The sequence below is a fragment of the Plantibacter flavus genome, from assembly GCF_900177615.1.
Taxonomy (GTDB): domain Bacteria; phylum Actinomycetota; class Actinomycetes; order Actinomycetales; family Microbacteriaceae; genus Plantibacter; species Plantibacter flavus.
On the sequence record NZ_FXAP01000004.1, the window covers coordinates 146,354 to 161,204 of the forward strand.

At 70.4% G+C, this 14,851-nt stretch carries 12 protein-coding genes; 8 read left to right on the forward strand and 4 right to left on the reverse strand.

The features are described 5' to 3' along the window. Positions 1-14: 14 nt before the first annotated feature. Together B9Y95_RS13295 and B9Y95_RS13300 are read right to left on the reverse strand one after the other, a co-directional pair. Positions 15-932 (reverse strand): carbohydrate kinase family protein, encoded by a 918-nt coding sequence (locus tag B9Y95_RS13295; protein ID WP_085512351.1) that lies wholly within the window; start codon positions 930-932, stop codon positions 15-17. Positions 933-969: 37 nt separating this feature from the next. Then, entirely contained in the window at positions 970-2,010 is a 1,041-nt protein-coding gene (locus B9Y95_RS13300; RefSeq protein WP_085512353.1) for a LacI family DNA-binding transcriptional regulator, read from the reverse strand. 150 nt (positions 2,011-2,160) lie between these two features. On the opposite strand from B9Y95_RS13300, the gene B9Y95_RS13305 reads away from it, so the two are divergent. From B9Y95_RS13305 to B9Y95_RS13320, 4 genes are read left to right on the forward strand one after another with little or no spacing between them, the layout of a single operon-like run. Next, a complete protein-coding gene (locus B9Y95_RS13305; RefSeq protein ID WP_085512355.1) occupies positions 2,161-3,543 on the forward strand; it encodes an extracellular solute-binding protein in 1,383 nt (460 codons plus the stop codon). Next, complete coding sequence (locus B9Y95_RS13310) at positions 3,543-4,493, forward strand: carbohydrate ABC transporter permease (RefSeq protein WP_079002957.1); 951 nt, start codon at positions 3,543-3,545, stop codon at positions 4,491-4,493. Before B9Y95_RS13305 ends, B9Y95_RS13310 begins: the two co-directional genes overlap by 1 nt. A gap of 8 nt (positions 4,494-4,501) precedes the next feature. Next, positions 4,502-5,335 (forward strand): carbohydrate ABC transporter permease, encoded by an 834-nt coding sequence (locus B9Y95_RS13315; RefSeq protein ID WP_079706931.1) that lies wholly within the window; start codon positions 4,502-4,504, stop codon positions 5,333-5,335. 53 nt (positions 5,336-5,388) lie between these two features. After that, on the forward strand, positions 5,389-6,696 hold the full coding sequence (locus tag B9Y95_RS13320) for a glycoside hydrolase family 32 protein (protein WP_085512891.1): 1,308 nt from the start codon (positions 5,389-5,391) through the stop codon (positions 6,694-6,696). Between the two features lie 42 nt (positions 6,697-6,738). Here the strand turns inward: B9Y95_RS13320 and B9Y95_RS13325 are convergent, their stop codons facing one another. Next, positions 6,739-8,370, reverse strand: a complete 1,632-nt coding sequence (locus tag B9Y95_RS13325; protein WP_085512356.1) for a LuxR C-terminal-related transcriptional regulator — start codon at positions 8,368-8,370, stop codon at positions 6,739-6,741. 175 nt (positions 8,371-8,545) lie between these two features. On the opposite strand from B9Y95_RS13325, the gene B9Y95_RS13330 reads away from it, so the two are divergent. Together B9Y95_RS13330 and B9Y95_RS13335 are read left to right on the forward strand one after the other, a co-directional pair. Further along, positions 8,546-11,665, forward strand: a complete 3,120-nt coding sequence (locus tag B9Y95_RS13330; protein WP_085512358.1) for a DUF7507 domain-containing protein — start codon at positions 8,546-8,548, stop codon at positions 11,663-11,665. Between the two features lie 83 nt (positions 11,666-11,748). Further along, a complete protein-coding gene (locus B9Y95_RS13335; protein WP_085512360.1) occupies positions 11,749-12,309 on the forward strand; it encodes a hypothetical protein in 561 nt (186 codons plus the stop codon). 6 nt (positions 12,310-12,315) lie between these two features. Here the strand turns inward: B9Y95_RS13335 and B9Y95_RS13340 are convergent, their stop codons facing one another. Beyond that, positions 12,316-12,939, reverse strand: coding sequence for an amino acid deaminase (locus tag B9Y95_RS13340; RefSeq protein ID WP_200811418.1), 624 nt, complete (start codon positions 12,937-12,939; stop codon positions 12,316-12,318). Between the two features lie 150 nt (positions 12,940-13,089). Between B9Y95_RS13340 and B9Y95_RS13345 the strand changes: the two genes are divergently transcribed. Both B9Y95_RS13345 and phnD read left to right on the forward strand, forming a co-directional pair. Beyond that, positions 13,090-13,797 (forward strand): HAD family hydrolase, encoded by a 708-nt coding sequence (locus B9Y95_RS13345; protein ID WP_085512362.1) that lies wholly within the window; start codon positions 13,090-13,092, stop codon positions 13,795-13,797. 31 nt (positions 13,798-13,828) lie between these two features. Then, positions 13,829-14,839 (forward strand): phosphate/phosphite/phosphonate ABC transporter substrate-binding protein, encoded by a 1,011-nt coding sequence (phnD, locus tag B9Y95_RS13350; protein ID WP_085512364.1) that lies wholly within the window; start codon positions 13,829-13,831, stop codon positions 14,837-14,839. Positions 14,840-14,851: the final 12 nt, after the last annotated feature.

Genomic DNA, 14,851 nt, shown 5'->3' on the forward strand with positions numbered 1-14,851 from the left:
AGGCTCCGAGGGCCTCAGGCGTCGAGTTCCGCCGAGGTGGGCGGGTTCGCTCCCGCCCGCGACACCGTGATGCTCGCAGCTCGCGCGGCGCGATCGAGCAGCTGCTGCAGCACCTCGTCGGACACCCCACGAAGTCGCTCCTCGGCCCCGGGCCCCGCGATACCGGCGGTCAGCAGCCCGTCGATCAGCGCACCCATGAACGTGTCGCCGGCACCGACGGTGTCGGCCACCTGCACCCGCGGCGTCTCGATCTCGAGCACGGAACCGTCTCTGACCGCGACCGCCCCGTCACCACCCATCGTCACGACCACGAGTCCCGGCCCGGCCGCGACCCACTCCCGGGCCGCGTCGACCGGCGCCACACCGGGCAGCAGGAACGCGACGTCCTCGTCACTCGCCTTCACGACGTGGGCGCGTGCGATGCAGTCGAGGGCCGACTGACGGACGCGGGCCGCGTCGTCGATGAGCGATGGCCGGATGTTCGGGTCGTAGGTGATGAGTGCCGAGGGACGACGCGCGTCGACCAGCTCGCGCAGGCGGTCGGCGCTCGGCTCGAGGACCGAGGCGATCGAGCCCGTGTGGACGACGGCGGCGTCCGGTGCTCCAGACGCTTCCAGATCGAGCGAGAGGTCGAACTCGTAGGTGGCCGCCCCCTCGGCGTCGAGGGTCGCCTGCGCCGTGGACGTCCGGCCGGTCGGAGCCGACACGAGGGCCACTGCGGACGCGTCGAGCCAGGAGCGGATCGCCGCGCCGCGCTCGTCGTCGCCCACATGGGTCACCAGAGCCGGGGCACGGCCCAGCCGGCCGAGGGTGATCCCGACGTTCGCCGGGCTGCCGCCGGGGCTCTCCGCCTGCGTCCCGTCGAGCCGCCGGACGATGTCGATGAGGGTCTCGCCGGCGATGAGGACGTCGGTCGTGGGGGCTGCGTGCATGGCATCTCTCTCTGCTGGATCCGAGGGTCGGGTGGCGTCAACCGGCGTCGGTCGACACCGCGGCGATGAGCGAGTCCCGCTCGATGATCGGCATGGTGACCAGCTCGTGCCCGAGGGCGTGCTGGCCGAGGAGCATCGAGGCTCCGAGCGCGCCGATCTCCTGGTAGGGCAGCCGTGCGGTGGTGAGGCCCGGGCGCAGGTAGCCGGCGAGGATCTCGTCGTCGAAGGAGACGACGGAGACGTCCTGCGGGATCCGACGCCCCTGTTCGAGCAGCACCTGGTAGGCACCGAAGGCGACACCGTCGTTCGCGGCGAGGATGGCGGTGACGTCCGGATGGTGCGCGAGGAGCTCGGTCGTCGCCTCGTAGCCGGGTTCCGGCTGCCACTCGACGATGTCGACCCGAGCAGGTTCGATCCCGGCCTCCGCGAACGCCGCGGCGATGCCTGCGAAGCGGAGCGCCACCGTCGCCGTCTGTCGCGGATCGTCGATGACGTCCTGCGGCAGGTCGCCGACCACGCCGATCCGTCGGTGGCCCGCGTCGACGAGCCGTTTCGCGACCGCGTACCCGGCAGCTCGTTCGTCGGGCAGGACGTTCGCGTGTCCCGAGGAGGACGCTCCGTTGAGCACGACGACGGGGACACCGGTCGAGGTGGCGGGGAGGTCGATGAGGCGGGCGCCGAGGAGGCCGATGAGGATGCCGTCGACCCGGTGGTCGATCATCGTCTCGAAGGCGCGGGCGAGGCCGCCCTCGATCCCCTCGGTCTCCGCGATGAGCATCGTGTGGTCGTGGGCCTTCGACACCTCGAGCGCACCGCCGATGAGCCCCGAGGCGTGCCGGGTGAGCGTGACCTCGTCGGAGATGAACCCGATCGTCTTGGTCTTCCCGCGGCGCAGCACCTGGGCCGCGGGGTTCGGGCGGTAGTCGAGCTCCGCCGCGGCGGCGCGGACCCGCTCGACGGCGTCCGCGGACAGCCGGGAACCGGGGCGGTCGTTCATGATCATGCTCACCGCGGCCTTGGACATGCCCGCGCGCTCCGCGACGTCCGCGAGGGTCGTGCGGCGGCGTTGCGTGGACATGACACTCCCTCGTGCGGTTTGCTGAATCAGTTCAGCATATCGCGCGGAGCTGTGTTATGTTTCGTCTGCTGAATCCGTTCAGCACCTCCATTCACGGCTCATCGTCCGCGCCCTGCGAACGGTCGGCCCCGATTTCGCAGGAGCAACAACGTGGTTGATCTGAGTCGCAGGGCGGCACTCGCCCTGCTCGGTCTCGGTCTGGCGGGCACGGCCATCTCCTGGCCGCGCCTCACCGGCGGAGACATCCCCGGCCGAGGTGACGACGCCCTCACCGTCGCCCTCTTCGGCACCGCCCAGGACGCCGCCGCCCGGCAGTCGCTCGTGGACGGCTTCCAGAAGCTGCACCCCGACATCCCCGTCCGGATCATCGCGATCCAGGGCCAGGACTGGGGCAACTTCTTCGCGAAGATCCTCACGATGGTCGCGGCCGGCACCCCGCCGGACATCGTGTCGGTCGCCACGGAGGGCACGCAGCTGTTCGCCGAGCGACTCGCACACCCGATCGACGAGTACGTGCAGCGCGACGCCGCCGAGCTGCAGGAGTACTTCGACGACGTGAACCCGTCGCTCATCGAGTCGTTCATGTACAAGGGCAACCTGTTCCAACTGCCCGACAACTTCAACGCGGCGAACATGTACTACAACACCTCCGCGTTCGAGCGGGCCGGCCTCGAGCGTCCGCGCGACGACTGGTCGGTCGACGACTTCTTCACCGTCGGCCGCACCATGCAGGCCAGCGCCCCCGGATCGTTCCTGCCCTACTTCTGGAACAACCGACTCTGGGGCGGTGTCGTGCCCTGGTTGTACATCAACGACACGAGCTTCCTCACCGAGGAGAAGGCACCCGGCGGCGACTGGATGTGGTCGAAGTTCTACCCGAACGAGACCCCTCGTGGTGGTGGGTACCTGTGGGAGAACGCCGACGCGCTCAGCGACCGCACCGTCGAGAGCTTCGAGGTCCTGCAGCGCATGGTCTCCGAGGGCATCGCCGCGAACCCCGCGCAGGGCGGCGGCAACGAGCTCGTCTCACTCTTCTCCCGCGGCTCGGTCGGCATGACGCCGGCCGGCGGGTTCTGGGTCAAGGGACTCAACGACGCCGGCCTCGGCGACGACGAGTACGACGTCACCTACTTCCCGAAGATGCGCGGACAGCGCCACCAGTTCGGAGCCGGCGGCTACGCGATGATGCAGACCTCCGAACGCAAGGACGAGGCGTGGGAGTGGATGAAGTACTGCATCTCCGTCGAGGGCATGTCGATCGCGCACAGCCAGCCCGACTCGTCGCTGCCCCGGCGCTCGCTCAACGCCGAGCTGTACGGCGGTGACATCGGCCCGAAGCACTGGGAGGTCTTCTACGACACCCTCGACCGGTTCCCGACGACCGGCCCGATGCCCGCACCGCCCCAACAGGCCGCTGTGGAGTCGGCCCTCATCAAGAACGTGGTCGGCACGATCACGAACGGCCCGAACGGCGTCCGCCGCGGCCTCGAGACGATGCAGCGGGACCTCGAGCTCGCGCTGAAGGGACGATGATGGCGCTGCAGTCACCGACAGCGACCCGAGCACTGGTCGTCCCGCCCGAGGCCGAGACCGGCCGGCGCAAGCGTGCCCCTCGCGGCAGCCGACTGCTCGTCTGGGTGTTCCTCGCCCCGACGCTCATCGGCCTCGGACTCTTCAGCTTCGTCCCGATCATCGGGTCGTTCGTCCTCGCGTTCTTCCGGTGGGACATCATCTCGGCACCCGAGTTCGTCGGCGTCGGCAACTTCGTCGACCTCGCGGCCAACCCGACGGTCCGCGTCTCCTTCCTGAACACGGTCGGCTTCGTCGTGGTCGCGGTCACGCTGCAGCTCGCCGTCGCCCTCCTCCTCGCGATCCTCGTGCAGTCGCGGATGCCGGAATGGCTGCGCACCTTCTTCCGCTCCGCACTGTTCTTCCCGTTGGTGCTGTCGGCCGCGTCCGTCTCGCTCGTGATGTCGTACCTGTTCAACCAGGAGTTCGGCCTCGTCAACGAGTTCCTCGGACTCTTCGGGGTCGGGAACATCGGCTGGCTGACGACCGGGTTCGGGGCGAAAATCGTCGTCCTCCTCGTCTACGTGTGGCAGAACTTCGGCTTCACCTTCCTGCTGTTCATCGGCGGACTCGCCGCGATCCCACGCGAGGTCTACGAGGCGTCGTCGCTCGACGGCGCGTACGGCTGGAGCCAGTTCCGGAACGTCACCCTGCCCCTCGTGAGCCCGACCATGCTCGTCGCGTCCGTCATGGCCATCATCAGCGCCCTGCAGATCTTCGACCAGCCGTACGTCCTCACGCGAGGTGGGCCGGGAGACGACACCCGTACCGCGGTGATGGTGATCTACGAGTCCGCGTTCCAGCAGCTCGACTTCGGTCTCGCCGCAGCGATCGGCATCGTGCTGACGCTCCTGATCATGCTCGTCACCGCCGCACAGTTCCGGCTGAGCAAGCGTTTCGTCTTCTACGGATGAGGTCCCAGATGTCCATCGCAGCAGTCACCCCCGACTCATCACGCCGCCGACTCGCCTCGGCCGGGAAGTTCCTCGTCCTCGTCATCGCCGCGTTCCTCACGCTCGCGCCCGTCGTCTGGACGCTCATCACGGCGCTCACCCCGGCGAACGTCGACACCGGGCAGACCGAGTTCGGCCCGGGCGCGTTCATCGACGTCTTCCAGAAGATCCCGATCCTGCTCTACACGTGGAACAGCGCGCTCGTGACGCTCCTCATCGCAGCCGGGCAGATGCTCAGTGCGGCGATGGCCGGCTACGTGTTCGCGCGCTTCGACTTCGGGGGCAAGCGCATCCTGTTCGGACTCATCCTCGCCACGATGATGGTGCCGATGCAGGTGACGATCGTCCCCGTGTTCATGCTCATCCGCGGCATGGGACTCTCCGACACGCTCCTCGCGCTCATCATCCCGATGATCCCGACGGCGTTCGGCACGTTCCTCATGCGGCAGTACTTCATGGGGTTGCCGCCGGAGCTCGCCGAGGCGGCGCAGATCGACGGGGCGGGACCGTGGAAGATCTTCTTCCGCATCTACCTGCCGCTCGCCGCCCCGGGCCTCGCCATCGTCGGCATCCTCGCGTTCAACTACCACTGGAACGAGTTCTTCCGACCGTTGATCCTCACGATCAGCGAGCAGAACTTCACCCTCCCGCTCGGGCTCGTGACCCTGCAGGGCAACCTCGGCACCGGGTCGGTCGCGACCGTCCTCGCCGGTGTCGTCCTGTCCATGATCCCGGCTGCGCTGGTCTTCGTCTTCGGCCAGAAGCCGCTGCGCGAAGGGCTCACCGCCGGCGTCAGCAAGTGACCAGCACCACCGTCCTCCCCTCGATCCGACTGATCTCGAACCGAAAGGAAGCCATGACCGGCCTCCACGCAACGCACGTCCTCGACCGCGGCTTCCCGCTGCTGCACCCACGACCCGAGGCCGGGTGGTTGAACGACCCCAACGGCATCATGTTCGTCGACGGTCGCTGGCACGTGTTCTTCCAGTACAACCCGGGGTCGGCCCGGCACGAGGACATCCACTGGGGTCACGTGAGCTCGCCGGACCTGCTCGCCTGGGAGGAGCACCCGGTGGCCCTGGCGCCCCGCCCGGGCACCACCGACGGCTTCGGCTGTTGGAGCGGCGTCGGGGTCGTCGACCAGGGCCGGCCGGCCGTCGTCTACTCGGGCGCGCGTGATCGACACGGGTTCTCGGAGGTCGTCGTCGTCCACGGCTCGGCGGATGCGCAGGACTGGAGCGGCGAACGTGTCGTCGCTGCCGGGCTCCCCGCGGACGAGCGCGTGACGATGGTGCGCGACCCGTTCCTCTTCGAGCTGGGTGGGCGCCGCTGGGCGATCCAGGGTGCCGGCCGCTCCGACGTCGGTGGGGCGCTCCTCCTCTACGGTGTCGACGACCTCGACGCCTGGACCGAGGAGGGGTACCTGCTGACGGCCGAGGCGCCGGTCGTCTCGGAGCTCGCTCCGTGCGAAGGGTGGGAGTGCCCGCAGCTCGTGCGCGTCGGCGACGACTGGGTGCTGCTGGTGTCGCTGTGGCTCGACGGCCAGCCGCACCGCGGGGTGGCCTGGATCCTCGGCTCGATGGAGCTCGACGAGGCCACCGGGCGGCCCGTGTTCAGCGCCCGCCGGACCGGCATCATCGACGAGGGGTCGAGCTTCTACGCGCCGCAGGCCGTGCAGTCCGACGGCTCGGACGGACACCCGGAGCGGGTGCTCCTCTGGGGCTGGGCCCAGGAGATCGCACCCGATGGCGTGCGCGGCCGGACGCAGGCGGACACCGACGAGCAGGGTTGGTCGGGCATGCTGACGTTCCCGCGCGAGCTCGTGGTCCGCGGCGACGAGGTCGAGCTGGTCCCCGCGCGGGAACTGCCGGGACTCCGGGCCAAGGTCGTCGACGCGGCAGCGCTTCCCGATCAGGCGGAGGTGCGGCTCACCGGCGCAGGCACGGCCTCCCTCGAGCTGGAGGGCTCGGACACGCAGGTGATCTGGCGGGGCGAGCTGGCCGAGGGCGACGAGGTCCGGATCCTCATCGACGCGTCCATCGTCGAGATCCACCACACCGGGCACCCCGCTCGGACGTTCCGGGCGTATCCGGCCGATGGCGAGCGGTACGCCGTGCGGCACGACGCGACCGTGCGAGCCGACGCCTGGTCGCTGGCGGTCTGAGGATCGGGTCCGGCGCCACCTGCAGCGCCGGACGTGGGCGTGTCACCGCTCGGTCGGGAGCAGTCCCAACCGCCGTGCGGTGGCCAGCGCGTCCTCGCGGGAGTCGACGCCGAGCTTCCGGTAGACGTTCCGGAAGTGGAACTTGACCGTGTTCGCGGACACGTACAGTGCCTGCGCGATGTCCTGTCGGGTCCGACCCTCCGCGGAGAGCTGGAGGATCCGGCGCTCGGTGGCGGTGAGCTCCACGAGCTGCACGGTCTCGGGCGTCGGCTCGGGACTCGAGGCGAGCGTCCGCTCGATCCGCGCATGGGTCTCGCTGGGCGACATCGTGCCGAGGAGCTGTCGGAGCGGCCTGCGCGGCGCCACCACGAAGGGCGTCAGCATCCCGGTCCGCGCCGTCGTCGCGATCGCCTGCAGGAGATGCCGCCGCCCGTCCTCGTCCGAGTCGTCGGCGAGCGCCGAGGTGATGAGCAGCTCCGTCTGCGCACCGGCGTCGATGTGCTCCTCCGCGAGCCCGGCGGTGGCGAGTTCCCGGGCGAGGGGTTTGCGATCGGTCAGGAGGGCGAGCCGCGAGGCGACCGCCGCGGTGTGGGCGTTGCGGTCACGGCCGTCGAGGAGGACGCTGGCCTCCGTCGGACGGTCGAGGGCGAGGAGGAGTGACGCCTCCACGGCGTCGAGGAGTCGCTCCGACCCGGCATGACGTAGGCTGCGACCGGCGAACACGCGGGTGCGTTCGATGAGCTGCAGCGCCGCCCGTCGATCGCCCCAGAGGAGTGCGTGCTGCGCCTGCGCGTAGGTGATGAACGGTGCCCAGGAACGCTCACGGTTGACCTGCAGCTCCAGGGTCGCGAGCGCCGCCTCCGCCGCTGCCCGGTCGACGCGGGCGATGGCGATCAAGGCCCGGGCGATGGCACCCGACAGTTGGACCAGCGGCACCATCCACCCGTGCGCGCCGCCCCCGTCGTCGTGGCGTTCGAGCCAGCGGTCCGCCTCCACGATCTCGCCGCGCACCGCGTAGAGCAGGGCGAGCTTGCCGGAGGCATCACCGCCGTTCCGGCCGTCCCACGACTCGTGTCGGAGTTCGTACGCCTCGCGGAGCACGAGGCTCGCCTCGTGGAGGTCGCCCACGAGCAGTTTCGTGATCCCCACCTGTAGCAGCGCCGTGGGGACGCGGGGCGCGAACTCGGTCGGGCGGTGCACACGGGCCCGTCGCGCGAGCTCCTCGGTGATCCGCGCGTAGTGCAACGCCCGCTGGTGCCGACCGTGCACGCGGTAGGCGATCATGAACGCCGTCGATGCACTCAGGCTGATGCGCGCGAGCTCGGTGCGAGCTCGGTCCCGGAGATCGTCGGGATCGGTCGGCAGCTGGAACTGCGCCACCGACTGGTCGAGTGCGTCGGTCTCCCCACGGATGTTGAGCCGGATCTCCCGGACGGCGAAGACGATGGGGTGGTTCGAGAGCACGCGCGCCGGGAGCGCCTGCAGTGCGCGGTCGAGCGTCGCGAGGTCGAGCGCCATGAGGATCCCCCACTCGTACTCGATCACCGAGACGACCGTGTCCCAGTCCTCCTCCTGGATGGCCGTGGTGAGGAGACGGGTGACCGGGGCGACGTCCGTGGGGTGGAGGAACCCCGCCCCGAGGGAGGGAAAGTACCTATTCCGACCGATGTGCACGGGTCAACCCTAAGTGACCGTCACCTGTCGGGGAACACCCGGGGCAGGATGCGGGGTGGTCTTTGGCCGATCCGCCCGGACCGCGTCGGGGTTGCCGCTCTACTGATCCTCGGCCCCACAGCTGGGGCCAGGTTTTCGGCGGGCGCACCGCCGCTTCACGGGGAAGGCGACACACATGCAGCAGCACACGGGTCGAAGGAGTCACCGCGCACGGTGGCGGAACCAGTGGGGGGCACCGTCCGCCGGTCGCGCGACCATGGGGATCATCGGGGTGACCGTCCTGTCGGCGCTCTCGCTCGTCGGGGTCGGCTCGAGCGCGCAGGCGCTGCCCGGGACGCCGGGAACGCCGCAGTCGGGCTCGGTCGTCTACACCGAGGACTTCGAGAACGGCGTGACGTCGCCGACGTACATCGAGGACTACGTCGGAGCCGACGGCACGCGGTACACCGCGGACGCCTCCTGGCGCGACCACACCCAGTGCAACGGCAACATCACGAGCTTCGCCTCGTCCGCGGAGCCGCAGTGCCTCGCGGCATCGGCGTCCGGTGAAGGACGCACGCGGCAGCTCGCCTGGGCCCTCGGCGCCGGCGACACGGCCAACCACTCCGTGAGTGCCTGGACCTCGCAGCAGAACCTCACCATGAACCCGCCGAACGCGGTCGAGTTCGCGACCGTCGACCCGATCGCGCTCACGAGCGCCGGCCGGTACCTCACGACCTCGGTGGATCTCGCCGCGGTGTCGTGCAACGCGTCGCAGCAGCCCGTCCTCGAGTTCTTCCTCACCGACGACCAGGGCGGCGCCCACTCCGTCGGGGCGGTCAACGGCTGTACCGCGGCCGGCTCCCGGTCCGTCACCGCACCGGCCACCGGCGCGGCAGGGGCCGAGAACGTCCGTGTCGGCACCTACGTCTCACCGGGAGCGGTCCTGCTCCCCGGGGCGACCGTCGGCATCGTCGCCCGCAACCTGACCGGCGGCGGCACGGCCGGCAACGACCACGCCTTCGACAACATCCAGGTGCTCGACGTCTCCCCGCAGTTGGACAAGTCGTTCAGCCCGGCGAGCGTCGTCGCCGGTGAGACGTCGACGCTGACCCTCACGATCACCAACACCGACGAGCTCGCGGCGAAGAACGGCTGGTCCTTCACGGACGCGCTGCCCGCCGGCCTGACGATCGCGGACGGCGACGCGTCGACCACCTGCCCGTCGGGTGTCGTCACCGCACCCGAGGGCGGCTCGTCGATCGACGTCACCGGGAACCTCAGCCAGGGGATGGCCTCCTGCGCCGTGACCGTCGAGGTCACGTCGCCCGTCGCCGGGACGTTCACGAACGGTCCCGACAACATCACGAGCGTGGGCCTCAACCCGCCGGCCGTGGCCACGGTCGAGTTCGTGCCGCAGGCTCCCGCGATCACCGTCGTGAAGTCCGCGTCCCCCGCTGCGGCGGAGTACGCCGTCGGCGACGAGATCACCTACTCCTTCCTCGTCACCAACACCGGCAACGTCCCGCTCACCGACGTCCAGGTCGACGAGGGCGCGTTCACCGGGACCGGTGACCTCTCCGACGTCGTCTGCCCGGCGGGAGCCGCGTCGCTCGCGCCTACGGCGACCGTCACCTGTGAGGCCACCTACACGATGACGCAGGCCGACATCGATGCCGGTAGCGTCTCCAACTCGGCCACCGCGACCGGGACACCGCCGCAGGGCCAGCCGCCGGTCTCACCGCCGTCCGAGGTCACCATTCCGGGCGTGGCCCAGGCCCCGGCACTCACCGTCGCGAAGTCGGCGACGCCGACGACGGTCGCGAACGCCGGCGACGACGTCACGTACTCCTTCCTCGTCACCAACACCGGCAACGTCACCCTCACCGACGTCTCGATCATCGAGGGCGAGTTCACCGGCACCGGCGAGCTCTCCGACGTGGTCTGCCCGGCTGCAGCCGGCTCGCTCGCTCCGGCCGCGACCGTCACCTGCGAAGCGAGCTACACGGTCACGCAGGCCGACGTCGACGCCGGCTCGGTGACCAACTCGGCGACCGCGACCGGCACCCCGCCGGCAGGCGGCACTCCCCCGGTCTCACCGCCGTCGGAGACCACGGTCGAGTTCCCGGCAGCGCCCGCCATCACGGTGGCGAAGTCCGCGACGCCGACCACGGTCGCGAACGCCGGTGAGGAGGTCACCTACTCGTTCCTCGTCACCAACACCGGGAACGTCACGCTCGCCGACGTCTCGGTCGTCGAGGGCGAGTTCAGCGGGACCGGTGAGCTGTCCCAGGCCGTCTGCCCGCCCGCGGCAGTCTCGCTCGCCCCAGCGGCCACCGTCACCTGCGAGGCCACTTACACGGTGACCCAGGCTGACGTCGACGCGGGATCGGTCACGAACAGCGCGACCGCGACCGGCACCCCGCCGAACGGTGGCACTCCCCCGCTCTCGCCGCCGTCGGAGACCACCGTCGCGTTCCCGGCGACGCCAGCCATCACGGTCGTGAAGTCGGCCGATGCGGTGGCTCAGGACGGCCTCGCGGTCGGCCAGGTCGTCACCTACTCCTTCCTCCTCACCAACACCGGGAACGTCACGCTGACGAACCCGACGGTGACGGAAGGGGAGTTCTCCGGCGCCGGCGAGCTGTCCGAGGTCGTCTGCCCGGCCGAAGCCGCTTCGTTGGCACCGGGCGCGACGATCACCTGCGAGGCCACCTACACGGTCGTGCAGGCAGACGTCGACGCGGGGCTGATCACGAACTCGGCGACCGCGACGGCGACGCCGCCGAACAGCGTGAACGGTGTCCCGCCGGTCTCGCCGCCGTCCGAGGTCACGATCCCGTCGCCGCCCGTCCCCGGCCTCTCGGTGGTCAAGACGGCCGACGTGGAGCGGGCCACGACTGCAGGACAGGTCATCACCTACTCGTTCCAGGTGACGAACACCGGCAACGTCACCCTGCGTGACGTCGCGGTCCAGGAAGGTGACTTCACCGGCACCGGCACGCTCTCCGCGATCACCTGCCCGACGGGCACGGCGCTCCTCGCGCCCGGCCTCCAGGTCGTCTGCACCGCGACCTACACGGTCACCCAGGCTGACCTGAACGCGGGCTCGATCCGCAACACCGCGTTCGGGACCGGCGTGACGCCGGGCGGCGAGTCGTTCACCTCCGACCCGTCCACGGCCACCGTGAGCACGCCGGGTCCGGTGCTCGCCTCGACCGGAACGACCGTCGCACCACTGGTGGTCGGGGCGGCGATCCTGCTGTTGCTCGGTACCGGGCTCGTCATCCGACGCCGCCTCGTCACCGGGCACTGACCCGGACCTGACCGATCGGGCGGGTCGAGCCTTCGGGCTCCGCCCGCCCGTCGTCCTTCCACCACCACTACCCTGTTGAGGCCATGAGAACCGCGACCACCACGACCCTGCTGCGCTGCGCGGCCTTCGGCGCCGTCGGTGCCGTCATCCTCTTCCTCGTCAGCCCGCTGACCTCGACCGCCGCGGTGCTCAACCCGGTGCTCTACGCCGCGATCGCCGCCGTCACGATGGTGATGCCGATGCTCGCCAGGCGCTGGACGGGCGTCCCCGGTGCGACGGTGCTCACCGCAGCCGTCACCGGGCTCCTCGCGCTGCCCGTCACGGCCCTCGGCCCGGCGCTCATCGTCGCGCTCGTCGTCCCGTCCGCGGCGATCGACCTGGTGCTCGCCCGCCGCCGTCACCCCGCCCGCGTGACGACCTGGGTCGCGGCGGCGGCCGGTGGCGTCGCGATCTGGGCGCTGTCGTTCGCGGTGATCTCGCCCGACCTCGTCTCGCCGGTGCTCGTCATCGTGCTGCTCGCGGTCCGCATCGTGAGCTACGTCATCGCCATGGAGCTGGCCGGTCTCGTCGCCGGTCGCCTCCGCCGATCCGGCGTGCGATCAGGGCGTCGCGGTGACGCCCGCCGAGGATCCTTCGACGCCTGATCCGGATCAGGCTTCGGGGGCCGCGTTCCACCGGCGTCGTTCCGGGTCCGCGTCCCACTCCTCCAGCACAGCTGCTCCGGAGGCGACCGGGAAGGTCGTGATCAGGCGCTCGTCGATGCCGTACACGAGCGCGACGGCGTCGGCGTCGGAGTCCGTCGGGTCGCCGAGCGCCAGACGCATCCGACCGCTCGGCCCGTCGGCCGTCCGTACCGGTCGTGCGAGCAGGTCCTGCGCGGCGACCGTCACCCGAGACAGCAGGGACGACGCACGAGCCCAGGGGACGAACTCGTCGTCGGGGAGTCCGAACGCGCGCGCGAGCGCTCCGTCCAGCCAGCGATCACGCTTCAACCCGTAGGGCGTCGGGACCGACGAGAGCAGGTAGCCGTAGACGTGGAGGAGCCCGGCGTTCCCGACCGGCCAGGCCGCGGTGAGGCCGGCGCGTGCATGGAGCGCCTCGAACAGCGCACGAGGGATCACGGGCCCGCCCGTGTGCTCGTCGATGACGGTCGACGAACCCCACGAGGCGAACCGGCCGGCCGCCGTGTCGTCGTCGATCGCCGCACCCAACCAGGAGTGCTCCTCGAGCACGGTCGAGGGTTCGGTGTCTGCTCGTCGCGCGAGCTCCGTCATCATCACAGCACCACAGCATAGGCGGCTCGTGCGTCGGTGAATTCACCCGCCGTTCACCCGCCATGGTGATTGCGTCCACACTCGCCGTCCATGATGGACGCAGCGTCCGCAGGAGCGGCCGTGTGAACGAAACGCTCAGAAGGAGCGCCTGTGGCCCCCACCATCCTCTTCGATTTCGACGGCACCCTCGCCCTCGGCGACGGGCCGATCACGGCCTTCGCCCGTGCCATCGCCGAGCGCACCGGCGACTCCGAGTTCGCGATGCGCGCCGAGGCCGCCCTCGCCGCGTTCGCAACCGGCGAGACCGACGCCCGCGACGGGTACGACGCCGTGACCCGGATCGCCCGCGAAGCCGGCGTCGATGCAGACGTCATCGGCGCGTCGTACGACGACTCGCGCGCTCTGCTCGGCTCGAGCGAGGCGGCGGTCGACTCCCCCGAGGGCCTGCCCGCATTCCTCGAGACGCTGGGCACCCACGCCCGACTCGTCCTGGCCACGAACGCGCCCGGCGACGGCATCACGGCGCTCCTCCAGTCCTGGGGCGTCGCCGAGGCGTTCGACGCCGTGCACTTCACCGTCGGGAAGCCGGCAGGCCTCGTCCCGCTCATCCGCGATGCACTCGCCACCGGCCCCGTCCTCGCCGTCGGCGACATCGTCGAGAACGACCTCGCTCCCGCCGCCGAACTGGGTGCCGACACCGCCCTCGTCGGCGCGACCTTCGCGCGCTCGACGGCCACCGCCACGATGCGTGGGCGCTCGCTCGCCGACCTGTACGACCAGATCATCGCGTGGGCCGCAGCCGCATCGCGCCTCCCCGACGCCTCCCAGACCTCCACTCCCGCTCCGTCCGCCTCCTGATCACCCTCCACCCTCGAAAGGCATCCCGAACATGCGCAAGACCCTGCTCCTCACCGGCGTCGCGGCCGTCGCCGCCCTCGCCCTCGCCGGCTGCAGCCCCGCCGCCTCCTCCCCGTCGGCCACGGGCACGGCGTCCTGGCCCGACTCCATCACCATCTCGCTCGTGCCGTCGGTGGAGGGCGAGGACCTCGCCGAAGCACTCGACCCACTCACCAGCTACCTGTCGGAGAACCTCGGCATCGAGGTCAACGGGGTCGTCGCGACCGACTACGCCGCGACCGTCGAGGCCCTCGGCAGCGACCAGGCGCAGGTCATCATCACCGACGCCGGCTCGCTCTACAACGCGACCGAGCGCTACGACGCGAACCTCGTCCTGCGCGACGTCCGCTTCGGCGCGACCTCGTACGCGTCGGTCGCCTACACGAACAACCCCGACAAGTACTGCGCCGAGGCGCCGGTCATGGTCACCTATGCGGCGAGCGACACCCCGCTCTCGTACTGCAACGGCATCGAGCCCGGCGCCGACGCGGCGACCGGCGCAGGGCCGGCGGCGCTGAAGGCCCTCGACAAGATCTCGAAGGGCACCAAGGTCGCTCTGCAGGCCGCGACCTCGCCCGCCGGCTACCAGTACCCCGTGGTCGCCATGCGTGACGCCGGCATCGACACGGACGCCGACATCACCCAGGTGCCGGTCGAAGGCAACAACAACGCGGTCCTCTCCGTCTACAACGGCGACGCCGAGGTCTCGTTCGGCTACTGGGACGCGCGCACGACCGTCCTCAAGGAGGCGCCCGACGTCGCCGACAAGGTCGTCGCGTTCGCGTACACCGAGATGATCCCCAACGGCGGCGTCGCCGTCTCGAAGTCGCTCCCGGCCGACCTCACCAAGCAGCTCACCACGCTCATGGCGGGCTACGCGGACTCCTCCGACGCGGCGAAGAAGGTCATGTTCGACCTCGTCGGCCTCTCCGGCTGGACCGACAAGACCGCACCGGACGAGATCACCCGCTACGGCGAGATCCTCGACCAGTTCTCGAACTGACCCGCTCCAACC

What these genes read in the sequence shown, in the direction of transcription:
- B9Y95_RS13330 (WP_085512358.1), top strand. Translation starts at nt 8,546, where the DNA reads ATGCAGCAGCACACGGGTCGAAGGAGTCACCGCGCACGGTGGCGGAAC.
- B9Y95_RS13310 (WP_079002957.1), top strand. Translation starts at nt 3,543, where the DNA reads ATGGCGCTGCAGTCACCGACAGCGACCCGAGCACTGGTCGTCCCGCCC.
- B9Y95_RS13335 (WP_085512360.1), top strand. Translation starts at nt 11,749, where the DNA reads ATGAGAACCGCGACCACCACGACCCTGCTGCGCTGCGCGGCCTTCGGC.
- B9Y95_RS13295 (WP_085512351.1), bottom strand. Translation starts at nt 932, where the DNA reads ATGCACGCAGCCCCCACGACCGACGTCCTCATCGCCGGCGAGACCCTC.
- B9Y95_RS13300 (WP_085512353.1), bottom strand. Translation starts at nt 2,010, where the DNA reads ATGTCCACGCAACGCCGCCGCACGACCCTCGCGGACGTCGCGGAGCGC.
- B9Y95_RS13320 (WP_085512891.1), top strand. Translation starts at nt 5,389, where the DNA reads ATGACCGGCCTCCACGCAACGCACGTCCTCGACCGCGGCTTCCCGCTG.
- phnD (WP_085512364.1), top strand. Translation starts at nt 13,829, where the DNA reads ATGCGCAAGACCCTGCTCCTCACCGGCGTCGCGGCCGTCGCCGCCCTC.
- B9Y95_RS13340 (WP_200811418.1), bottom strand. Translation starts at nt 12,939, where the DNA reads ATGACGGAGCTCGCGCGACGAGCAGACACCGAACCCTCGACCGTGCTC.
- B9Y95_RS13315 (WP_079706931.1), top strand. Translation starts at nt 4,502, where the DNA reads ATGTCCATCGCAGCAGTCACCCCCGACTCATCACGCCGCCGACTCGCC.